The 23,180-nt window shown below is 68.6% G+C and carries 16 protein-coding genes; 11 read left to right on the top strand and 5 right to left on the bottom strand.

The features are described from left to right. Nucleotides 1-14: 14 nt before the first annotated feature. Nucleotides 15-899: a S1 family peptidase gene (locus ACFCV3_RS09495; protein ID WP_376028012.1), complete on the top strand. Its 885-nt coding sequence runs from the start codon at nt 15-17 to the stop codon at nt 897-899. Between the two features lie 143 nt (nt 900-1,042). Continuing rightward, on the top strand, nt 1,043-1,918 hold the full coding sequence (locus ACFCV3_RS09490) for a S1 family peptidase (RefSeq protein ID WP_376028009.1): 876 nt from the start codon (nt 1,043-1,045) through the stop codon (nt 1,916-1,918). A 683-nt stretch (nt 1,919-2,601) separates the two neighbouring features. On the opposite strand, the gene rlmB is transcribed toward ACFCV3_RS09490, so the two are convergent. Both rlmB and cysS read right to left on the bottom strand, forming a co-directional pair. Further along, nucleotides 2,602-3,561, bottom strand: coding sequence for a 23S rRNA (guanosine(2251)-2'-O)-methyltransferase RlmB (gene rlmB, locus ACFCV3_RS09485; RefSeq protein ID WP_376028007.1), 960 nt, complete (start codon nt 3,559-3,561; stop codon nt 2,602-2,604). 1 nt (nt 3,562) lies between these two features. Next, nucleotides 3,563-4,996, bottom strand: coding sequence for a cysteine--tRNA ligase (gene cysS, locus ACFCV3_RS09480; protein WP_376028004.1), 1,434 nt, complete (start codon nt 4,994-4,996; stop codon nt 3,563-3,565). A 67-nt stretch (nt 4,997-5,063) separates the two neighbouring features. Between cysS and ACFCV3_RS09475 the strand changes: the two genes are divergently transcribed. The 4 genes from ACFCV3_RS09475 (at nt 5,064) to ACFCV3_RS09460 (ending at nt 9,096) form a co-directional block, all read left to right on the top strand. Next, complete coding sequence (locus tag ACFCV3_RS09475) at nt 5,064-6,221, top strand: neutral zinc metallopeptidase (RefSeq protein ID WP_376028002.1); 1,158 nt, start codon at nt 5,064-5,066, stop codon at nt 6,219-6,221. Between the two features lie 102 nt (nt 6,222-6,323). Next, nucleotides 6,324-7,142 (top strand): lysozyme, encoded by an 819-nt coding sequence (locus ACFCV3_RS09470; protein WP_376028000.1) that lies wholly within the window; start codon nt 6,324-6,326, stop codon nt 7,140-7,142. A 30-nt stretch (nt 7,143-7,172) separates the two neighbouring features. Beyond that, complete coding sequence (locus ACFCV3_RS09465) at nt 7,173-7,730, top strand: GNAT family N-acetyltransferase (protein ID WP_376027997.1); 558 nt, start codon at nt 7,173-7,175, stop codon at nt 7,728-7,730. Nucleotides 7,731-7,806: 76 nt separating this feature from the next. Then, entirely contained in the window at nt 7,807-9,096 is a 1,290-nt protein-coding gene (locus tag ACFCV3_RS09460; protein ID WP_376027995.1) for a peptidase C39 family protein, read from the top strand. Nucleotides 9,097-9,099: 3 nt separating this feature from the next. Here ACFCV3_RS09460 and ACFCV3_RS09455 read toward each other — a convergent pair whose 3' ends face one another. After that, nucleotides 9,100-10,779, bottom strand: a complete 1,680-nt coding sequence (locus tag ACFCV3_RS09455; protein WP_376027994.1) for a DUF2207 family protein — start codon at nt 10,777-10,779, stop codon at nt 9,100-9,102. Nucleotides 10,780-10,915: 136 nt separating this feature from the next. Here ACFCV3_RS09455 and ACFCV3_RS09450 point away from each other — a divergent pair, with 136 nt between their 5' ends. Both ACFCV3_RS09450 and ACFCV3_RS09445 read left to right on the top strand, forming a co-directional pair. Then, nucleotides 10,916-12,148: a neutral zinc metallopeptidase gene (locus ACFCV3_RS09450; RefSeq protein WP_376027991.1), complete on the top strand. Its 1,233-nt coding sequence runs from the start codon at nt 10,916-10,918 to the stop codon at nt 12,146-12,148. 824 nt (nt 12,149-12,972) lie between these two features. Then, complete coding sequence (locus ACFCV3_RS09445; protein WP_376027989.1) at nt 12,973-14,004, top strand: neutral zinc metallopeptidase; 1,032 nt, start codon at nt 12,973-12,975, stop codon at nt 14,002-14,004. A gap of 74 nt (nt 14,005-14,078) precedes the next feature. Here the strand turns inward: ACFCV3_RS09445 and ACFCV3_RS09440 are convergent, their stop codons facing one another. Then, on the bottom strand, nt 14,079-15,761 hold the full coding sequence (locus ACFCV3_RS09440; RefSeq protein WP_376027988.1) for a DUF2207 domain-containing protein: 1,683 nt from the start codon (nt 15,759-15,761) through the stop codon (nt 14,079-14,081). A gap of 55 nt (nt 15,762-15,816) precedes the next feature. On the opposite strand from ACFCV3_RS09440, the gene ACFCV3_RS09435 reads away from it, so the two are divergent. From ACFCV3_RS09435 to ACFCV3_RS09425, 3 genes are read left to right on the top strand one after another with little or no spacing between them, the layout of a single operon-like run. Then, nucleotides 15,817-16,917 carry a neutral zinc metallopeptidase gene (locus tag ACFCV3_RS09435; RefSeq protein WP_376027987.1) on the top strand — a complete coding sequence of 367 codons (1,101 nt, stop codon included), beginning with the start codon at nt 15,817-15,819 and terminating at the stop codon, nt 16,915-16,917. A gap of 55 nt (nt 16,918-16,972) precedes the next feature. Next, on the top strand, nt 16,973-20,905 hold the full coding sequence (locus tag ACFCV3_RS09430; RefSeq protein ID WP_376027984.1) for a Pls/PosA family non-ribosomal peptide synthetase: 3,933 nt from the start codon (nt 16,973-16,975) through the stop codon (nt 20,903-20,905). Next, nucleotides 20,905-22,266 carry a M1 family metallopeptidase gene (locus ACFCV3_RS09425; protein ID WP_376027982.1) on the top strand — a complete coding sequence of 454 codons (1,362 nt, stop codon included), beginning with the start codon at nt 20,905-20,907 and terminating at the stop codon, nt 22,264-22,266. The genes ACFCV3_RS09430 and ACFCV3_RS09425 overlap by 1 nt, the downstream gene beginning before the upstream one ends. Here ACFCV3_RS09425 and ACFCV3_RS09420 read toward each other — a convergent pair. Further along, nucleotides 22,263-23,129, bottom strand: a complete 867-nt coding sequence (locus ACFCV3_RS09420) for a LysR family transcriptional regulator (protein ID WP_376027981.1) — start codon at nt 23,127-23,129, stop codon at nt 22,263-22,265. The genes ACFCV3_RS09425 and ACFCV3_RS09420 overlap by 4 nt on opposite strands. Nucleotides 23,130-23,180 lie beyond the last annotated feature (51 nt).

Here is a 23,180-nt window from a genome sequence, read left to right as displayed (position 1 = left end):
GGGAGGTTGATCGCATGAGATCTTTGACCATCCGCCGGAGTGCAGTGGCTCTCGCCGCAACTGCACTCGTCACCACCGCCGTCCTACCGGCCGCTCAGGCAGATCCGGTGAAGCCGCCCCGGCTGTCCGCAGCCGCCATCTCCTCCGAGCTCGCGCGCGACGTGACCACGCCGGGTACCGCCTGGCAGACCGAACCCGACGGCACCGTGCTGGTGTCCTACGACTCGACCGTGACCGGCGACAAGCTGGCCGCGCTCACTGCGAAGACACGCCGTCTCGGGGACGGCGTGAAACTCGAGAAGCTGCCCGGGAAGCTGCGGAAGTACTCCACTGGTGGCGAGGGGATTTACGGCGGCGAGTACAGGTGCTCGCTCGGCTTCAACGTGTACCGCAAGGGACGGTACTCGTTTCTGACCGCGGGACACTGCGGGAACGAGGCCTCGACCTGGTACGCCGATTCTGACCACAACAGGAAGCTCGGCACCCGGCAGCACTCCAGCTACCCGTACAACGACTACGCGCTGATCAACTACCCGGTGGGCATCAAGAAGCCCGGCGGCAGCGTGTACCTGTACAACGGGAAGTCGCAGGACATCACGCGCGCGACGACGCCGGCGTTCGGGACCTACGTGTACCGGTCCGGGGTGACCACCGGCCTGCGCAGCGGCCGGGTGCGCGGTCTGAACGCGACCGTGAACTACGGCGACGGGCGGATCACCGGGCTGATCCGGACCAGCATCTGCGCCGAGCCGGGCGACTCGGGTGGTCCGCTGTTCAGCGGGCGCAGCGCCTACGGCCTTACCTCGGGTGGAACCGGTGACTGCAAGACCCCCGGTGGCGTGACCTACTTCCAGCCGGTCACCGAGGCCCTCCAGGCGTACGGCGTGGTCGTGTACTGATTTTCCGGCCGGAGCGTGCGGGAAAACCCTCACGCTCCGGAATTACCTGAATACTCAGCGGTCATCGCGGGTAGGAATGCTCACGGTTGAAGTCAAGGACGCACCCGCCCCGAGCGCGTCCTCATCGTGAGGAGGCTGAAACCGTGAACGTTTCCCGCCGTACCACCGCCATCCTGGCAGCCGCCGGGCTCGCCGCCGCCGGACTGCTCGCCACCGGGCAGGCCTCGGCCGCACCCGCCGTACCGTCTCCGGCCGCCATCACCTCGGTCCTCGACACCGAGGCCCGGATCCCCGGCACCGCCTGGCAGACCAACCCCGACGGCCGGATCATCGTGTCGTACGACGACACCGTGAACGCGTCGAAGCTCGCCGCCCTGACCCGCGTCACCAACCGCTTCGGTAGCGCGGTCACCCTCGAGAAGATCCCCGGCAAACTCACCAAGTACATCGCCGGTGGCGACGCCATCTACGGCGGGCAGTACCGCTGCTCGCTCGGCTTCAACGTCCGCGACACCGCCGGCGCCTACTACTTCCTGACCGCCGGCCACTGCGGCAACATCGCCTCGAGCTGGTACGCGAACTCCGCCAAGACCACGCTGCTCGGCACCGTCACCGGTTCCAGCTTCCCGGGGAACGACTACGCGATCGTCAAGTACAGCACGTCGTACACGAACCACCCCGGCGTCGTGAACCTCTACAACGGCAGCACCCAGGACATCACCTCCGCCGCCAACGCCACCGTCGGCCAAGCCGTCCGCCGCTCCGGCAGCACCACCGGCCTCCGCTCCGGCTCCGTCACCGGCACCAACGCCACCGTCAACTACGCCGAAGGCACGGTCACCGGCCTCACCCGCACCAACGTCTGCGCCCAAGGCGGCGACTCCGGCGGCGCCCTCTTCGCCGGCACCGTAGCCCTGGGCCTGACCTCCGGCGGCTCCGGCAACTGCACCACCGGCGGCACCACCTACTTCCAGCCGGTCGTAGAGGTCCTCAACCGCTACGGCGTCCGCGTCTACTGAGAGACAACGGGACAGAAGTAAGAACAAAAGAAGATATAGAGAGCTGCGGCCAGGCGAGTGTCCGTCTGGCCGTCAGCTTCGACTGGGAAAAATAGCCACCCGCCAGCCACCCTCATCCCCACATGCATCGATGGTCAGGTGAGCGCTCACCTGACCATCGACAAGAACTGCGACAGAAGTCCGAAACAAGCCACTCGCCTGGCGACCTCTAAGCGGCTTAAGAAACTAGCTCCTACTCGAGCTGTTCCGAACGCCTCTCCTTTCGCGACTCAAGTCATCTCTGCAAGAACTGCTTGCCGGCAGTCCCCCTCGATGGCCAAGAGAAAGCTTCAGCTACCTTTGAAATCCTGGTAATGCCTGAGTGGCGGGAGCATGTCGGGGGTAAGGGCTTACCGACAGCATGGTCCGCACACTCAATGAACCTTGGCGGACCATGCAGGCTGGCTGACTACCGGGTGAGCGCTCTCCGGGCCGTCGGTCTACCCATGCCCACTTTTGAGGGCAAGAGGCGACGACGCCGGGGGGCTCAGACAGGAAATGGCGGGTGTGAACAAGGCATTACCTGTCTCAGGCCATCCGAGGGTGTTCACAGCCACGACAACCGTCTGCCGCGAAGGGACGGCACGTGCAAACCGAGCCTCGCGAGCGGGATTACCCGTCGGAGGCTCGGTGGTGCCCGTGGGTCAGCCGGCGCGGCGGCGGGAGATTTCGTAGAGGGCTACGCCGGTGGCTATGCCGGCGTTGAGGGATTCGGTGGCGGACGTCATCGGGATGGAGACGATGAGGTCGCAGTTCTCGCGGACCAGGCGGGCCAGGCCTTTGCCTTCGGAGCCGACTACCAGGACGATCGGTTCGGTGGCGGCTTCGAGGGCGGGGAGTTCTACTTCGCCGCCCATGTCGAGGCCGATGACGAGGAGGCCGGCGTCCTTGTAGGACTTGAGGGCCCGGTTGAGGTTGGTGGCTCGGGCTACCGGGATGCGGGCGGCGGCGCCGGCGGAGGTTTTCCAGGCGGAGGCGGAGACCTGGGCGGCGCGGCGTTCGGGGACTACTACGCCGTGGGCTCCGAAGGCGGCGGCGGAGCGGGTGATGGCGCCGAGGTTGCGGGGGTCGGTGACGCCGTCGAGGGCGACGATCAGGGGGACCTCGTGCGCGTTGTAGGCGCGGTCCAGCAGGTCGTCGGGGTGTGCGTACTCGTACGGCGGGATCTGGATCGCGAGGCCCTGGTGCGAACCGCCGGCGGTGACGCGGTCGAGCTCCGGGCGCGGGACCTCGAGGATCGAGATGCCGTGCTGGGTGGCGATCAGCAGGGCTTCGCGCAGGCGGGCGTCGCGCTCGGTGCCTTCGGCGACGTGCAGGGCAGCAGCCGGTACGCCGGCCCGCAGCGCCTCGACGACCGGGTTGCGGCCGTAGACCCACTCGACGGTGGCCTCGGTGTCCTTGCGGACCGGACGGCGGCGCGTCTCGCGCTCCTCGGCGCGCTCCTTCGCCTTGGCCCGCTTGTGCGCCGGGTGCTTGGTGCGGTCGACCGCCTTCGGTGTCGGGCCCCGGCCCTCGAGACCCTGGCGGATGCGTCCGCCGGACCCGGCCGTCGGGTTTCCGCGCTTCTTCCGGATGGCGCCCTTGCGCTGGCTACTGCCTGGCACGTCAGTTTCCTTCGATCGTGTTCGGCGCCGCGAGCGTCCAGCGCGACCCCTGGGGTGTGTCCTCGACGACGACGCCGAGCGCCTTCAGCCGGTCGCGGATCGCGTCCGACGCGGCGTAGTCCTTGCGTGCACGGGCGGCCTGGCGCTGCTCCAGCAGGGCCTTCACCAACCCGTCGACGACCTCGGTGAGCTCGTCTCCGGCCGCGGCACGGGACGCCCACGGCTCGGCCAGCGGGTCGAGTCCGAGCACGCCGAGCATGCCCCGAACCGCCGCCAGTGCTTCCCGCAACGCGGCCGAGTCGCCGTCGGCGACCAGCTTGTTCCCGTCGCGGACGGTGTTGTGCAGTACGGCGACCGCGGCCGGCGTACCCAGGTCGTCATCCATCGCGGTCACGAACTCGGCCGGCAGCTCGGCCGACGGCTCGACCCCACCGGTCACCTCGGTCGCGCGGGTAACGAAACCGTCGACCCGCTGGAAGCTCTTCGCAGCCTCCTCCAGCGCCTCGAAGGAGAACTCGACGACCGACCGGTAGTGCGACTGCACGAGGTAGTAGCGCAGCTCGATCGGGCGCACCCGCTCGACCACGTTCCGGACGACGGCGCTGTTGCCCATCGACTTCGACATCTTCTCGCCGGCCGTGGTGACGAGCGCGTTGTGCATCCACGTCCGGGCGAACTTCTGCCCGACCGCGGTCGACTGGGCCAGCTCGTTCTCGTGGTGCGGGAAGCGCAGGTCCAGCCCGCCGCCGTGGATGTCGAACTCCTCGCCGAGGTACTTGCCGGCCATCGCCGAGCACTCCAGGTGCCAGCCCGGGCGGCCGCGGCCCCACGGGGTCGGCCAGGAGGCCGTCCGCGGCGTGCCCTCGGTGTAGCCCTTCCAGAGCGCGAAGTCGCGCGGGTCCCGCTTGCCGCGCGGATCCGCGTCCTCGGCGGCCTCCATGTCGGCGATCTTCTGGTGCGACAGGGCCCCGTACGCCGGCCACGACCGCACGTCGAAGTAGACGTCACCCGATCCGTCCGGAGCGACGTACGCGTGCCCGGCCTCGATCAGCTGGTCGATCATCTCCAGCATCTCCGGGATGTGCCCGGTGGCGCGCGGCTCGTACGTCGGCGGGCGGCAACCGAGGACGTCGTACGCCCAGTGCAGCTCGCGCTCGAACTCGTAGGCGTGCGCCCACCACTCCACGTCGCGCTCGGCCGACTTGGCCAGGATCTTGTCGTCGATGTCGGTCACGTTGGCGATCACGGTGACCTGGTAGCCCGAGCGCTCGAACCAGCGCCGCAGGACGTCGAAGACGACCTCCTTGTAGATGTGCCCGACGTGCGGGGCACCCTGCACCGTCAGCCCACAGTGGTAGATCCCGACCTTGCCCGGATGGACCGGTACGAAATCCCTCACTGTTGCCGTCGCGGTGTCGTACAAGCGAAGTGTCACCGGTCAAGAGTACGGGAAATGGCACTTCTCCTTGACAAGATGTCCGCAGCACCCCTCAGGAGGACCCTTGTCGAACCAGCACTACGGCCCACCGCCCCAGCAGTACGGCGGCCCGCCCGGCCCGCCGCAGCAGCAGTACTGGGGACCTCCGCAGGGACCGCCACCCGGCCAACCGCCGTACGGCGGACCGCCACCGGGACCGGGTTTCGGCTTCGGGGGGAACGGCTACCCGCCGCCCAGGAAGAAGCGGAGCAAGGCGCCGTTCATCATCGTGCCGGCGGTGCTGCTGTTCGCCGGTGTGGTCTCGCTGTACCTGTTCGCTCTGCACGCGAAGCAGGAGCGCCGCAACAACTACTCCAGCTCGCAGCCGACGTACGGCTCCACGACGCAGACCCCGGCGCCGGAGTGGAACCCGTCGAGCAACCGCCCGACGGCCACTCGGCCGACGCGCCCGGTGGCGACCCGGCCGACGCCGACCAAGTCCACCCCGCCGCCACCGTCGGACGTCGATCTGACCGCGCGGAACAGGATCTACAAGACCGGCGTCCAGAAGTCGGTGAACTGCCGGGCGCCTGCCCTGCCCTACACCAGTGAGCCCAACGCCCGGAAGAACTACGCCGCGGTCATCGCCTGCCTGAACCGGGCCTGGCCGGCCCAGGTCCGCGCATCCGGCGCGAACTGGGGGCAGAACGTCAAGATGACCAGCTACGTCGGCACCGGCTTCAGCCCGTGCGGCAGCATGGTCCAGCGCTCGTTCTACTGCGGCTCGAACCGGACGATCTACATGGACGCCAAGACCGACATCGAGAACTGGCGAAAGTACACCAACTCCCCGCAGGGACGGAACTGGGTCCGCGGCCGCGCGATACACGTGACGGCCCACGAGTTCGGCCATCACCTCCAGAAGATCACCGGCATCCTGAGCGCGCAGAACCGCCTTCAGTACGACCTGAACCGCGCCAAGGCCCTTGAGATGAACCGTCGGATGGAGATCCAGGCGAGCTGCTTCGGCAACGTCTTCATGGGCGCGAACCGGCGGACGATGATCTCCGCCGGGGTCCGCAAGGAGCTGATCTGGATGGCGAAGAACTCCGGCGACGAGTACGACGTCGTCCGCGACCACGGCAGCCGGGAGATCCAGCCGTACTGGGCCGACCGCGGGTACAACAGCCGCAACCCGGCCTTTTGCAACACGTTCACCGCCAGCCCGCAGTATGTTCGGTAAATCCTCACGGTGACATCCAGCTGAGAAGGTTGATTCTTACGACTTCCGGGTAAACCTCTGCCGAGCGCTCTGTTCCGCCCCATCGCTCTGTGGAGGTTCACCGTGAAGTCAGTCCTCACGGGTGCCGCCGTCACTCTTGGCCTGCTCCTGGCCTCGATCGGCTCCGCCCAAGCCAGTAACACCAACCAGCCCACCCCGGAAGCGAAGCAGCACGGCATCGACCGTGCCGGCGACGCCTACGCGGGCTGGCTGCAGAACACGAGCACCACCAGCGCCGCAGCCCCGGCCGGGATGGCACCCGCCGCCACGGTCGAGGGCATCGACGTGTCCAGTCACCAGGGCAACGTCAACTGGTCGGCCCAGTGGACCGCCGGCAAGCGGTTCGCCTACGTGAAGGCGACCGAAGGCAACTACTACACGAACCCGTACTTCGCCCAGCAGTACAACGGTTCCTACAACGTCGGCATGATCCGCGGCGCCTACCACTTCGCCACCCCCAACGACTCCAGCGGCGCCAACCAGGCCAACTACTTCCTGGCCCACGGCGGCGGCTGGTCCCGCGACGGCAAGACGCTCCCCGGCGCCCTCGACATCGAGTACAACCCGTACGGCGCCACCTGTTACGGACTGAGCCAGTCCGCCATGGTGAGCTGGATCCGGGACTTCGTGAACACCTACAAGACCCGCACCGGCCGCGACCCGGTCATCTACACCAACCTGGACTGGTGGACCCGTTGCACCGGCAACAGCACCGCCTTCCGCTCGACCAACCCGCTCTGGGTGGCTCGGTACGCGTCGGCACCCGGCACACTGCCCGGCGGCTGGCCGTTCCACACCATCTGGCAGTACAGCTCCACGCCGATCGACCAGAACCGGTTCAACGGCGACATGTCCCGTCTGATCGCACTCGCCAACGGATAAAGGGGTTGCACGGTCACATAGCCTCGATGGGTGACTTACACGTTGCCGATCGAGACCGACCGTCTCACTCTGCGCCGCTATGTTGAATCCGACTACGACGACCTGCTGAAGCTGCAGTCCAACCCGGACGTCGCCCGCTTCCTGCTGTACGACGCGAAGACGCCCGAGCAGGTCAAGGAATCCCTCGCCAGCCGGCTGGCCGATGTCCCGATGGACGGCCCGGACCAAGCGCTCACGGTCGCCGTGATCCTGCGGGAGACCGGCCAGCACGTCGGCGAGGTGACCTTGTTCGTGGCGAACTTCGACCATCAGGGCGGCGAGATCGGCTTCGTCTTCCATCCCGAGGCACACGGTCACGGGTACGCCGGGGAGGCATCGCTCGCGTTACTGCGGCTCGGGTTCGAGGAGCTCGGGATGCACCGGATCATCGGCCGCCTCGACGCGACCAACACGAGCTCGGCGAAACTCCTGCAGCGGCTGGGGATGCGCCAGGAAGCGCATTTCGTGCGGAACGAGTTCCTCAAGGGCCGATGGACCGACGAGGCCGTCTTCGCGATGCTCCAGGACGAGTGGATCAAACGCTCGTAACTAATTGACCGATTCTCGACACGATGCGGCACGCGTTCACCGCGACAGCGGCCGGCGCCGGGTCTACCGTCGAAAGATGAGCGCCCCCACCCGTACCATCACCGCCCTGATCGCCGGAGTGGTCGTGCTGAGCTCGGCCGTGCTGCCGAGCGAGGCCGTGAAGGTAGCCGCACCGCGACAGATCACCTTCCACACATGGACGTCGGACGCCGACTTCCTCGCCGGTGCGCACTCCGGCACCACAGTCACCGACGGTTCGCTGACCTTCGGCCAGGCGACCGGCAGTACGCCGTACGTCGATCCGTTCGGCGACGGGACCGCCAAGAGCTACGACCAGGCCAGCTGGGTGTCCCCGCCGGTCAGCACCGGTTTCGGGGTGACCGAACTGATCGCCTCCTGGAACGCCACCACCCCGCCCGGGACCTGGGTCGAAGTGTCGATGGCGGCCAAGACGAACCTCGGTGCGACCACCAAGTGGTACGTGCTCGGCCGCTGGTCCGGCGGCGACGACACCGCGGCCGGTGACATCCACCGCACCTCGGTACCGGCCCAGGGCGACACCAACGGCCGCGTGGCCGTCGACACGTTCGTGGCCGCCAAGGACCGCTGGATGGACCGCTGGCAGCTCAAGGTGACGCTCTACCGCCTCACCGGTACGACGCAGGCCCCGGAGGTCCGGTCAGTCGGCGCGATGTCCTCCCGGCTGCCGTCCGAGTCGAAGGTTGCCGTGAGCCCCCTTGGTGGCGCGGAAGGCGTCGTACTGGACGTTCCGACGTACTCACAGGAGACGCACATCGGTCACTACCCACAGTGGGACGGCGGCGGGGAGGCGTGGTGCTCTGCGACCTCTACGGCCATGGTGCTCGACTACTACGGCGCAGGGCCGACTGCTGACGAGACCGACTGGGTGGGCGACGAGCCCGACCCACAGGTCGACCACGCGGCCCGCCACGTCTTCGACTACGCGTACGACGGCGCCGGGAACTGGCCGTTCAACACCGCGTACGCCGGGACCCGGGGCGTCGACGGATTCGTCACCCGGCTGCGGTCGCTGACCGAGGCGGAGCAGTTCATCAAGGCCGGCATCCCACTGATCGCCTCACTGTCGTTCAAGAAGGGCGATCTGCCCGGTGCGGGCTACGGAACCAACGGCCACCTGATGGTGATCGTCGGCTTCGCCCCGAACGGCGACGTGGTCGTCAACGACCCGGCGTCGCACCTGATCGCCAGCAACGACCAGGTGCGGACGACCTACGACCGGGCCGCCTTCGAGAACGCCTGGGTCCCGCACTCGGGTGGACTCGTCTACGTCATCCACCCACAAGGCATGCCGTTGCCACCGCACGGTCCCCAAGCGAACTGGTGAGTCCTAGCGGGCGAACAGGGCGCCGGTGAGGTTGGTGGTGAGGTTGCGCAGGGAGTCCGGCAGGTTCTGCAGGTGCCAGCCACGCGGACCGCGGTACCAGGCGAAGCCTTCGTCCTCATCGGCGTCGTCGTCGGTCGCGACCAGCGCGTCGATCCAGCGGTCCGCGCCACCGAGCACCACTGCGTACGGCAGGGCGCGGGAGCAGAGCACGGCGTGCTGGTCGGTCGGCAGCTCGCTCACGTCCATCTCCGCCAGCTCGCCACGGATCGCAGCGATCTGACCGAGGACCCGGCCGGCGGCCGGGGCCTTGGCGGGCATGTGCTGACCGATGAACAGCAGTCCGAGACCGATGGCCGTGACCGCCAGGCCAACCAGACCCCAGCTGCTCAACACAGCAAGCAGAACAGTCAGTACGACGCCCGCAACCGTGGTGCCGATCCCGATGGTCGCCCACAGCGAGCGGGTCCGGTCCGGGCGCTCGTTGAACCACCCGTGCTTGACCACTCCGTCGTACAGAGCGTCCTGCACCTGGGCGAGGTTGGCCCGCACCTGGCGGCCGAGCTCGGAGACCAGCACCGTGTCGGAGTCGCCGAAGACCGCGCGGATCAGCACGTTCTCGTAGCGCTGCAGTTCCTCGGCCGGGGCGTTCGCCACGCGGCGCAGCTCCCAGTCCGGACGGGCGTACTCGCTGTGGTGCTCGAGCTCGATGATCGTGATGTGACCGCGGACGGCCAAGTCGATGATGGACGCGGTCACGTCCACCGGGTCGATCCGCTCGTCGATCAGCGTGCCGACCTCACCGGGCCGCAGGCCCGACGGCGGCGTGAAGTCGATCTTCGCGTCCTGCCCGAGGCTGAACAACGACGCCGGTACGACGCGTCGCGGGTCGGTCTCGTCGCGGCCGCGGAGGCGGTAGAGGACGAGCAGTGCCAGCGCACCCAGCACCAGCAGGCCGACCGCGGTCAGCAGCTGCGCGGTGTCGGTGGAGAAGGCCCGCGAGAACGTCTTGCGGTACTCGACGATCGAGTTGGCCGCGATCTCGCCTTCGGGGAAGCCGACCGTCATCCGGACCGTGTTGCCCGGCGGCAGACTCGCCTGCTCGAACGTCGGCCCGGACACCTCGGCCAGCTGCGCCAGCGTGCACGGGGTGTTGCTGTCGATCGCACCGACGAAACAAGAGATGTGGGTGGTCTCGGGGACGCTGTACTCGACGTGCACCGTCTGGATGGTGAGGTTGATCCCACTCAGCGGAGCGAACTGCACCTCGGTGCCGTTCAGCGTCTTCGCCACCGCGCCCTTGACCGTATAGCTCACGTCCAGCTGGGTGTCACCGCTCAGGTCACCCACGGCGATCGAGGTGACGTCGCCCTCGACCTTCTGCTCGGCGTTCTTGTCCGCGCCACCGGCCTTGACCTTCAGGTCGCCGATCTGCTGGACATGGTCGATGTCGTCGGCCAGGTGCCGCCGCGTGAGCAGGAACCGGCTGAAAGTGCCGGTGACGTTGCTCAATTTCCAGGTCTCGGCGACCCGGAGCAGACCGTCCTCCTCGACCCGTACCTGGGCCGAGTAGCTGGACACGACCGGGTCAGCCGTGGAGTGGGTGGTTGTCGCGCCGGCCGGGACGCCGGTCAGGGCGGCAAGACCGAGAGCACACAGAGAAGTCCCGAGCAGACGTAGACGCATCGCCCAATCACACCGTAATCAGAGGGTCAGTTGACCCGGGCACCTTACCGTGACGCCGGCCACCATCACGGTGAGCCGCACCTTGAGTCGCCGGTCCGGAAACCACTTGAGCCACGGCTCCGCTACCGTCGGGCGGGTGTCAGGCAACCAGTGGGGCCCTCCGCCGGGCCAGTACCCCCAGCAGCCGCCACAGGGGCAGTACCCGCCGCCGGGACAGCCGTGGCCGCAACAGCAGCCTCCGTACGGCGCTCCGCAGTACGGCGTGCCGCAGTACGGACCGCCGCCCGGGCAACCGCAGTTCGGGTGGGGACCGGGTCCTGGTGGACCGCAGCCACCGCGGAAGAAGGGTGGCGGCGCCAAGGTCGCCCTGACCGTGGTCGGCGTGATCGTCGTCGGTGTGGTCGGACTGGTCGGCGTGTCCAGCGCGCTGAAGCAGAACGGCAGTGATGGCGGCCCGTACAGCAGCCGGCCGGAACCGACGTACAGCTCGACCTACGGCAGCAGTCCGTCGTACTCACCGACGATGGAGCGGCCGACGCCGACGACCAGCCAGCCGGTCCGCCCGCCGTCCAGGCCACCGACGACCAAGCCTGTCGTCAGGCCGACGGCACCGCGGACCCAGCCGACGAAGAAGCCGGTAACGGTGACGAACCTCGACATCGTGGCACGGAACCGCCTCTACAAGGCCGGTGCGATGCGGTCGGTGAACTGCAAGGAGTCGAAGGCGCGGCCGTCGACCTACGCCGGGGCCACGGCGAACTACAAGAACCTCTGGAACTGCCTGAACCGGGCCTGGCCGTCGATGGTCACCAAGTCCGGTTCGAAGTTCCGTCCGCCGAGTGTGCGTACCTTCACCGGCACCATCACCACCCCCTGCGGCGGCTGGAACGACTCCGGCCCACCGTTCTACTGCCCCAGCACCGAGACCATCTACATGAACCTGACCGAGGACGTCGGCAACTACAACCAGTACCCGCAGAACAGTCCGCGGGTGTGGGCCCGGATGTGGATGCTGCACCAGTTCGCCCACGAGTACGGGCACCACGTCCAGCAGCTGACCGGGATCATGTCGGCCTCGTGGCGGATGGAGTACAACGCACCGTCCACGGCCAAGGAGCTGGAGATCAGCCGGCGGCTCGAGCTGCAGGCGTCCTGCTTCAGCGACATCTTCATCGGCGCGAACCGGAACAGCTACCCGATCAAGGGACAGTCCGCGAAGGAGTGGCGCTGGCTGATCGGGAACGTCACCGACAAGAAGAACGACCACGGCGACGCCGCGAACCACAAGTACTGGGCCCTGCGCGGCTTCAACTCCCGCAACCCAGCTTCGTGCAACACCTACGTCGTGTCACCGAAGAAGGTGCAGTAGCTCACCGACGGGCCGTCGTGGCTGGCGTCCGGCGGCGGGATCACGCAGAGTATGTCCCGGGGGCGTACGGCGAAGGCCTGGGGGGCGCAGGACCGTGCGCTGCTTCGGCACCCCGAGAAGCGCCGGAAGCACCATGTCGACGGCTACACCCAGCAAGGTCGTGAGGAGTTTCGATGTCGGACAGCGGTAACCCACCACGGGGGGACGAACCGGCGGACGGCGAGAACGCCGCTCCCCCGGAGCGCGGGGACGCAGCGTCGCCCCAGTGGTGGACCGGGAGCGAGGCCAAACGCGAGTTCCAGGACCCGTCCGGGTCCGAGGAGCCGCCCCCGGCGAACAACTGGTTCGGCGACGGCTGGACCGCCCGCCGCCCCGAAACCCCCGCCACCCCCAGCCACACCCCGCCCCCGCCCAACCGCCCCACCCAGCCGACCTCCGGCCGCCCCACGCCGAGTCAGCCCGCCGCTGGTCAGCCCAGCGCGCCTCAGGCCAACCGCCCGACCCCGCCCAGCTCCGGTCAGCCGACTGGCGGCCGGCCTGGTCCTGTTCAACCCACGCCCGGCACACCCCAGTCGGGGTCCGCTGGCGCCCGCCCGGGGCAGACGCCGTACTCGGCGCCGAGCACACCCCAGCAGCCGCCCGCGCAAGGGTGGGGCGCTCACTCTGGTCCGGGACAGGGTGGTCCTGGCGCGCGTCCAGTCGGTCCGCCGCCGGGGCAGCGTCCGCCCGAGCACTCTCAGAGCTCGTACCTGTGGGGCGCACCTGAGCAGCAGGCGCCGACAAATGGACCTCGGCACGCAGCAGGTGGCGGTCCGATCGGTCCGATGGGTCAGCCGGTCCAGCAGCCGCCGACCTGGCAGTACCCGCCGATCCCGATCCCGCAGCCGCCCGGCCCGGCCCGCCGACGCAAGCCCCGCAAGACACCGCGGGCGTTGCTGATCGGCCTGGTCGCCCTGGCCGTCCTGGTGGTCGGTACCGGTATCACTCTCCTCGTCGGCAACCTCGGCGACAACGAAGCACCCCAAGGCACCGACACCCCGGCCCCGGTCGCCTCCGAGACCCCGTCGGCCCAGCCGTCGCAGACGCCCACTTCGGAGCCCCCGAAGCCGTCACCGACGCCGACCGGTCCTAACACCGCGGCCGCCGACAAGGTCGTGACCAGCAGCAACCTGTACGCCGTCGGTCTCCTCGCACCGTCGAAGTGCCCGGAGCCGCCGTTCGTGCCGACCAGCTTCGCGCTGGCGCAGAACTACTACAACCGCTCACTGGCCTGTCTGAACGCCACCTGGCTCCCGGCGATGAAGAAGATCAAGGTCAAGTACCGGGGCCCGAAGGTCGCCGTCTACAACGGCAAAGTGGCTTCCCCCTGCGGCGTACAGCGCAGCGTCCGCGCGGCGTACTGCGGTGCCAACGAGACCATCTACATGCCGTACGCCGTCGACGCCCGCGCCTACAGGTCGAATCCGGTCTACGCGCGCGCACTGATGCTGAGCACCTTCGCGCACGAGTACGGTCACCACATCCAGAAGCGCACCGGCATCCTGGCCGCCTCCCTCGAGCGCGCCCAGAACATGAACGCCGCCCAGAAGCTCGAAGAGAGCCGCCGCCGCGAACTCCAGGCCAGCTGCCTGGGCGCCGCCTACCTCGGCATCAACTCGGCCTTCATCCCGATCACCGGCCCGCTCCTGCAGAGCTACCGCTTCCTGATCTCCCACACCGGCGACGAGTACTCCCGCCCCCGGGTCCACGACCACGGCAACCGAGCCAGCAACTACCAGTGGAACATCGCCGGCTTCAACACCAAACGCCCCGGCAGCTGCAACACCTTCAAAGCCGGCCAAGCCCGAGTCGCGTAACCCGAGGCAACCGCACCTCTCGGGTCCTTCGGCGCAACCACCTCACGTGGTTGCGCCGAACTCATTTTCGAGGGTCAGAAGAGGCGGCGGGCTGTGGTCAGGGAGCCGCCGAAGGAGGTGACGAAGTTCGAGAGGGACTCGCCGATGTCGGAGAGGTGCCAGTTCTCGGGGCCGGAGTACCAGCCGATGCCGGCGTCGGGGTCGTCGTCATCGTCGGTGGCGGCGATCTCGGCGGCCCACTTCTCGGTCAGGCCGAGGACTGCGGCGTACGGGAGGCAGCGGGAGGCGAACTCGAGGCGGTGGCTGTGCGGGAGTGAGGCGGAGGTCTCGTCGGCCAGGTAGCGCTGGAGGCCGGCCACTCGGCCGAGGACGGCGGCGCCGCGGGCGGTGCGGGCCGGGGCGGCCTGGCCGGCGAGTGAGAGCGCCAGGCCGGCCAGCATCAGCGCGAAGCCGACCAGACCGAACTTGCTGACTACGGCCAGCACGATCGTCAGTACGACGCCCGCTCCGAGCAGCACGACTCCCGCAGTGGTCCAGCGGTTCCGTACGGCGTCCGGGCGGTTCGCGAACCAGCCTTGCGTGACCACGTCGGCGTACAGGTGCTCGCGGACGAGGTTGAGTCGCGGCCGTAGTGCGGCACCGAGCTCGGAGACGACGACCGTGTCACCGTCTGCGAAGACCGCGTCCAGCAACGCCTTCTCGTAGGACAGCAGCTCCGGCCCACCCTGGTGCTGGCGGCGCAGCTCCCAGTCCAGCTTGCCGAACTGCGAGTGCGGCAGCTCGACGATGGTCAGGTAGTTGCGCACAGCAAGGTCCAGCAGAGTCGCGGTGATGTCGACCACATCGGCGGTCTCGTCCACCACGGTGCCCACCTGTCCAGGACGGATCCCGTCCGGCGCAGCGAACTGCGGGCCGTCGGCACCCTCCAGCACCGGACGCTCCGGCGCGCCCTCGCCGACCTTGGCAGCATCACGACCGCGCAGGAACCACAGCGCCGCCGCACCAAGCAGTCCGATCCCGAGCACGATCACGGACAGGCCGACCGTGCCGGCGTCGACAGTGAAGGCTCGCCCGAGCGTCCAGCGGGTCTTGTACGACGCGTTCGGCTGGACGGTCGCCTGGTCGCTCAGGCCGGTCAGGAAGGTCACTCGGCCGCCGGCCGGGACGCCCATCTGGGTGATCTCCAGCCCGGCGGACTCCGCCAGCTGGGACGACGTACAGGGCATGCTCGAGCCGGCGCGGCCGGCGAAGCAGGTCACCCAGGTGGCGAACGGCACGTTGATCGACAGCGCCGCCTTCGGGACCGCGGCGCTGAACCCCTGGACGACCGGCCAGCTCACCTCACGGCCTTCGGTGGACTCGGCCACCACGTTGCCGACGGTGTAGCTGTAGACGACCGTGGTCTTGCCGGACGCATTCACGGTGATCCGGCGGCCGTCGTCGATGCCCTCGTCGCTGAAGCCCTGCGCGGGCTGACCGTTCACCGTGGCTGAGACATCAGTCACGTCATACGTCCGGTCACGCTCGGCGTCGGCGCGGACCCGGGTGGTCAGGGTCCGGCTGAACGTCGAGCCGCCGGCGGTCAGGTCGACGGTCTCCTTGATCTGGAGCTTGCCGTCCTTGGTCAGCGTCGCAGCGGCGGAGTACCCGGAGATCTGGTCGTCCGCAGCCTGTGCGGGCAACGTGCTCAAGGCAACGATCGGTGCGGTCAGACAAATCATCAGGGCGGCCGGGAGGACGCGGCGCTTCAGTGACATGGGTTGAGAGTAGTCTCGTGCCGGTTCGTCGAGCGAAATCAGGAGGGCAAGACCGGTGAGCAGCCCGTACGGCGGTCCCCAGGACCGGGTCGGTCCCCCACCCGGTGTGCTCCCGCCACCCCAGGCAGCACCGTGGCAGGGCCAGTACTCCGGGCCTCCCCAGGGGCAGCAGTACGGCCAGTACCAGCAGCCGCAGGGGCAGTGGGCCCAGCCGTACTACGGTCCGCCCGGTGGTCAGTTCAACGGCTTCCAGCCACCGAAGCGCCGTGGCGGCGGTATCCGGATCCTCGTGTTCAGCATCTCGGTGCTGGCGTTCCTGGGCGTCTCACTGGTCGTGATCATCGCCCTGCTCGGCCGCGGCAGTGACGCGACCGCCGGCCCGGGCGTGACCGGTCCGTCGATCGTGCCGACGGCCACCACCAAGCCGCAGAAGGGCACCGCCGAGGACTTCCTGCTGAACGCGAACATCTACCGGACCGGTCCACTACCGGTGCAGAACTGCCAGGCCGAGAAGCTCGGTGACGGCAGTCTGGCCGCGCAGAAGGTCTACTACCAGAAGCTGTTCGCCTGCCTGAACGACGCCTGGCGTCCGATCTTCAAGGAGATCGGCCAGGATGTCCCCGACCCGGGTCTGGTGGTGTTCGACAAGCCGGTGGTGACGCCGTGCGGCAACTTCGCGCCGATGTCCGGCCGGGTGCTCGCGTTCTTCTGCTACGGCAACAAGGTGATGTACACCGACGTGCTGCAGATGAACAAGGCGTTCGGGCCGAAGGAGGACCTCGCGTACCTGCTGACGATCTCGCACGAGTACGGGCACCACGTGCAGGGGATCAGTGGTTTGTTCTACGCCCGCATGTCCTATCTGCAGGACCACCCGGAGCAGAAGCTCGAGTCGTCGCGCCGCAACGAGTTGCAGGCGTCCTGTTTCGCCGGCGTGTTCAGCAAGGCCGTTGAGCAGTCCTACCCGCTCAGCAAGCGGATGGACGAGTTCAAGGAGCAGTCCAGCAACAGCTTCGGTGAGAGCCCGGAAACGCCGGAAGGCGAGCGGACGCACGGACTGGCCACCAGCCAGGGCTTCTGGATCCAGAACGGCTTCAACATCGGCTCGAACAAGGCCTGCAACACATTCGCGGTGAACACCGACCTGGTGAAGTAGTCCACCCGTTGCTCGACGTTCCGGCGTCGTTAACCGAGCGGCGTAACATGCGCCCGTGACGTTGCGACGCGGGGACCTGGCGCCGTCGGCGCGGACATTGGTGGACGTGCTGTCCGAGACAGCCACCAAGTACGCCGACGAACCCGCGCTGGACGACGGCAGTGTCAGCCTGAGCTATCGCGAGCTGATGGCCCAGGTGGAGAAGTTCGCTGCCCGGCTGACCGCGGCCGGCGTCGGTCCCGGCGACCGCGTCGGCGTCCGGATCTCGTCGGGGCACAACGACCTGTACGTCGCGATCCTCGGCACGCTGCACGCCGGAGCGGCGTACGTGCCGGTCGATGCGGACGACCCGGAAGAGCGCGCCGAGCTGGTCTTCGGTGAAGCCGCCGTCGCCGCGACCGTGGCCGATGACCTCGAGCTCACCGTGCTGCGCGAGCAGCCGGCGCCACTGCTGGAGAACGACAACGCCGACGGCTACTCCGACTATCCCTACTCGGCCCGGATGGACGCACCCGACGCTCTCCCGGCGCCGCGGCGGTCGGACGGACCTGAGCCCACCGACGATGCCTGGATCATCTTCACCTCGGGCTCGACCGGCGTACCGAAGGGTGTGGCGGTCTCCCACCGGTCTGCGGCTGCGTTCGTCGACGCCGAGGCCCGGATGTTCCTCCAGCAGGAGCCAATCGGTCCTGACGACCGGGTGCTGGCCGGGCTGTCGGTCGCGTTCGACGCGTCCTGTGAGGAGATGTGGCTCGCCTGGCGGTACGGCGCCTGTCTGGTACCTGCTCCCCGCTCGCTGGTCCGCAGTGGCATGGACCTGGGTCCCTGGCTGGTCGCACAGGGGATCACGATCGTCTCGACCGTGCCGACGCTCGCTGCGCTCTGGCCGGCCGATGCGCTCGATCAGGTCCGGCTGCTGATCTTCGGCGGCGAGGCGTGCCCGCCGGAGCTGGCCGAGCGGCTCGCCGTCGACGGCCGCGAGGTATGGAACACGTACGGCCCGACCGAGGCGACCGTGGTCGCGTGCGGCGCGCAGCTGACCGGCGAAGGTCCGGTCCGGATCGGCCTCCCGCTGGACGGCTGGGACCTCGCCGTGGTCGATGCTGAAGGCAACGAAGTACCCGAGGGCGGGATCGGCGAGCTGATCATCGGTGGCGTCGGCCTGGCCCGCTATCTGGACCCGGCGAAGGACGCGGAGAAGTTCGCCCCGATGCCCACACTGGGCTGGGAGCGCGCTTACCGCAGCGGTGACCTGGTGAAGAACGAGGCAGCCGGTCTGCTCTTCCAGGGCCGGGCCGACGAGCAGATCAAGCTCGGTGGCCGTCGGATCGAGCTGGGCGAGGTAGACGCCGCCCTGCAGGCACTACCCGGGGTGTCCGGAGCGGCAGCCGCCGTACGGGCCAGTGCGGCTGGTAACCAGCTTCTCGTCGGGTACGTCGTACCGGACGATCCGGAAGCGTTTGACCAGTCCGGTGCCACCGAGCGGCTGCGTGAGGCACTGCCCGCGGCCCTGGTGCCGCTGCTCGCGGTCGTCGAGACCCTGCCCACCCGCACGTCCGGCAAGGTCGACCGGAACGCACTGCCCTGGCCGCTGCCTGGGATGGACTCCGACGGCCCCGCTGCCGAGCTGGACGGTACGGCGGGCTGGCTGGCCGAGCGCTGGACGAAGGTGCTCGGTGCCAAGGTCACCGGGACCGACAACGACTTCTTCATGCACGGTGGTGGCAGTCTGGCCGCTGCGCAGCTGGTGTCCGCGCTGCGCGAGCGCTACCCCGAGGTGACCGTCGCTGACATCTACGAGTACCCCCGGCTCGGCGCGCTGGCCGATCGGCTTGACGACTCCACGCAGGTGCTGGCGGAGCCGGTCGAGCTGCGTGACATCCGGCCGACACCGCCAGGTACGCAGCTCCTGCAGACCGCGCTGACACTCGTACTGCAGACCGTGGTCGGCGTTCGCTGGCTGGTCTACCTGTTCACACTGAACAACCTGCTCGACCAGTTCGCCGGACCGCTGCCCTGGATCCGCACGGTGTCGTGGTGGTGGATCCTGGCCGGCTGGCTGCTGCTGATCACCCCCGCTGGGCGGATGGGGATCGCGGTGGTCGGTGCCCGGCTACTGCTACGCGGTCTGAAGCCAGGCACGTATCCACGCGGTGGCAACGTGCACGTCCGGCTCTGGGCCGCGGAGAACCTGGCCGACGCAGCCGGTGCAGCCAACCTGGCCGGTGCGCCCTGGATCGCGTACTACGCCAGAGCGCTCGGGGCGAAGGTCGGTCGCGGCGTCGACCTGCACACACTGCCGCCAGTCACCGGCATGCTGACGATGGGCCGGGGCGCGTCGATCGAGCCCGAGGTCGACCTGTCCGGCTACTGGATCGACGGTGACCAGCTGATCGTCGGCGCGATCAACGTGGGCCCGGATGCAGTCGTCGGCTCGCGCTCGATGCTGCTCCCCGGCACCGACATCGGCCGCAGTGCCGAGATCGCAGCCGGCTCTGCCGTCTCCGGCAAGGTCCCAGCGACCGAGCGCTGGTCCGGCTCCCCGGCCAGTCGTGTCGGCCGCGCCCGGCACCCGTGGCCCGACGAGCGCCCGGCTCGCGCGCCCTGGTGGGTAGCGGCGTACGGCGTCCAGTCCGCGGTGATGTCCTTGCTCCCGGTGGCGGCTGCCGCCGCAGCGCTGTTCGTACTCGGCCGCGCGCTCCAGGGCACCCAGACACTCGGTGACGCAGCGCTCCGCGCGCTCGCCGCCATCCCGCTGATGACACTGGTCGGTTTCGTCACTCTCGCCGTCCTGACGTTGATCGGTGTGCGGCTGCTGGGCATCGGCATCAAGGCTGGTCACTACCCGGTCCGGAGCCGGATCGGGTGGCAGGTGTGGGCGACCGAGCGGTTGCTGGACACCGCCCGTACGCTGCTCTTCCCCCTGTACGCGAGCCTCGCGACGCCGTGGTGGCTGCGGGCGCTCGGCGCCAAGATCGGCAAGGACGTCGAGGCGTCGACGGTGTTGCTGCTGCCGAAGATGACCACGGTCGGCGAGGGCGCGTTCCTGGCCGACGACACGATGATCGCGTCGTACGAGCTCGGTGGCGGCTGGCTGCACGTGGCCGGTGCGAAGGTCGGCAAGCGCGCCTTCCTGGGCAACTCCGGGATGGCAGCGCCCGGTCGCAACGTCCCGAAGAACGGACTGGTCGCCGTACTGTCCGCTGCTCCGAAGAAGTCCAAGGCCGGTACGTCGTGGCTCGGTTCGCCGCCGGTGAAGCTACGCAGGCAGGCGATCGCCGGTGACCAGAGCCGCACGTTCCACCCGCCGCTCAAGCTCAAGGTCGCCCGGGCCCTGGTCGAGCTGTGCCGGTTCGTCCCGATGATGTGCACCGTGCTGATCGCGCTCGGCGTGCTGTTCGCGCTGCAGGCGCTCGACATCTGGCTCGGCCCGTGGGCGGCGCTGCTGCTCTCCGGCGCGGTGATCCTCGCCGCCGGCGCGGTCGCGGGCGGGATGGCGACTGTGGCCAAGTGGGTGATCGTCGGCCGCACCCGCGCGGTCGAGTACCCGCTGTGGAGCTCGTTCGTCTGGCGCAACGAGGTGGTCGACAGCTTCGTCGAGCTGGTCGCCGCCCCCTGGTTCGCGAACGCGGCCGCCGGTACGCCGGTCCTCGCGCTCTGGCTGCGGTCCCTCGGAGCCAAGATCGGCAAGGGTGTCTGGTGCGAGACGTACTGGCTACCGGAGGCCGATCTGATCACTTTGGGCGACGGGGCAACGGTGAATCGCGGTTGCGTGCTGCAGACCCACCTGTTTCATGATCGAGTGCTCTCCATGAGCACAGTCACCTTCGGGCCGGGCGCCACCCTCGGACCGCACGGCATCGTCCTGCCTGCCGCGTCAATCGGTGCGGGGGCTACCATCGGCCCGGTGTCTCTCGTGATGCGCGGTGAAGGTGTACCCGACGGAACCCGTTGGGCCGGGAACCCGATCGCTCCCTGGCAGGGCTGATGGTCTTCCGCCCAACGAGCGGGCACCCGGGAGCGTCGTCCGCCGGTGACCCCTATGTGCCCAGCCACGGCAACGGCGGCTACCACGTCGAGTCGTACGAGCTCGAGCTGGACTACCGCGTCAACAGCAACCGCCTGGCCGGCAAGGCCAGCATCACCGCGGTCGCCGAGCAGGCGCTGACCCGGTTCGCACTCGACCTGTCCGGCCTGCGCGCCACCAAGGTGACGATCAACGGCCGCCGGGTCTCCCGCTTCACCCAGCGCGCCGGCAAGCTGCACATCACCCCGGCGAACACCCTGGCCGACGGCAGCGAGTTCATCGTCGACATCCAGTACGCCGGGAACCCGAAGCCCGAGGACAGTCCGTGGGGCGGCCTCGGCTGGGACGAGCTCACCGAGGGCGTGATCGTGGCCAGTCAGCCCAGTGGGGCGGCCACCTGGTTCCCCTGCAACGATCACCCGGGCGACAAGGCGCACTACCGGATCACGATCACCACCGATTCGCCGTACCACGCCCTGGCGAACGGGCGACTGGTGTCCCGCCGGGTCAAGGCAAGTCGCACGACCTGGGTCTACGACCAGGCCGCGCCGATGGCGACGTACCTGGCGACCGTGCAGATCGGCCGGTACGACGTACTCGACCTGGCCACCACTCCGGTTACCACGCGCGCGCTGGTGCCGCCGGGTGAGTTGCGCGAGTTCAAGCACGACTTCGGCCGGCAGCAGGACATGGTGAAGCTGTTCTGCCGGCTGTTCGGGTCCTACCCGTTCGGCAACTACACGGTCGTGGTGACCGATGACGACCTGGAGATTCCCCTGGAGGCACAGGGCATCTCGGTCTTCGGCAGCAACCACGTGGACGGGAAGCGCACGTCGGAGCGACTGGTCGCGCACGAGCTGGCACACCAGTGGTTCGGCAACAGCCTCACACCGTCGGCCTGGAAGGACATCTGGCTCAACGAAGGGTTCGCCTGCTACGCCGAGTGGCTGTGGTCGGAAGAGTCCGGCGGTCTGAGCGCCGACCAGCAGGTGTCCAAGGCCTACACCCGGCTGCGCGGACTGCCCCAGGACCTGCTGCTGTCGGACCCGGGTCCGGAGCTCATGTTCGACGACCGCCTCTACAAACGCGGTGCCATCACCCTGCACGCGATCCGCCTGCACCTCGGCGACGACGCCTTCTTCGACATGCTCCGTGCCTGGACCAAGACCTACCGCCACGCCTCGGTCACCACCGCCGACTTCGTCGCCCAGGCCACCCAGTTCTCCGCGGACCAGGACGCCCTCCGCGAGATCTTCGCCACCTGGCTGGGCTCCTACGAGCTGCCCCTACTCCCCCGCTCCGCCCGCAAACGCCGTACCTAGGACGTCCGGGCTACTTCGGCGGCGGCTTGGAGGAAGCGTTCGGTGAGGGGGGTTCTGGTGGACCAGGCAGCGCCGATCCACCAGGTGGCGGCGCGGCCGGGGAGGGGGACGAGGCGGACCTCGCCGGGGGCGATGCGGTCGGCAGAGAGCGGTACGACGGAGGGTCCGGCGCCGGCTGCGGTGAGCGCCAGCACGGTCTGCAGGTCGCCGGCTTCCTGAAGTACTTGTGGGTGGCAACCGAGTTCGACGTACAGGCCGTTGATCTGCGCAGTGAGGCCGGGACCGCGGCTCGGCGTCAGCCGGACCAGGGGGCGGTCGTCCAGCCAGCGGGCGAGGTCGCGGGGCACGGCCTGGTCGATGGGCAGCGCGAGGGCCAGCCGGTCCTTGCGGAGGCGGAGGTGTTCGAGACCGGGCGGGACTGGCAGGCGGACGAAGCCGATCTGCAGGCCGCCTGCCTGCAGCCGCTCGTACTGCGCGGCCGACGACATGTCCTCCAGCGACACCGACACCCCCGGCCAGCGGCTGCGGAACAGCGCGACCGCACGCGGCGCCAGCTCGATCCCGGACAGACCGAAGCCGATCGCGAGCGAGCCCTCGACACCTGCGGTGATCTGAGCGGCCCGGCGTTCGAAGGCCTCCGAACGCTCGAGCAGTTGCAGAGCGTCAGGCAGCAGCAGTTCACCCTCCGGAGTCAACCGGGCGCCATGCCTGCCACGCACGAACAGCACCGACCCGAGCCGTCGCTCCAGGACCTGGATCTGCTTGGTGAGCGCGGGCTGACTGGTCGCCAGCTCATCGGCCGCGGCCCCGAAGGTCCGCAGCCTGGCGACGGTGACGAATGCCCGCAGCAGTCGCAGGTCCATAACCACAGGATATGGAAAATCGACAAACATCTATTGGACGTGATGGATCGC

This window comes from Kribbella sp. NPDC056345 (genome assembly GCF_042262745.1).
Lineage (GTDB): Bacteria > Actinomycetota > Actinomycetes > Propionibacteriales > Kribbellaceae > Kribbella.
Note: the sequence above shows the minus strand (reverse complement) of the source record. Positions and strands in the feature narration are given on the sequence as shown.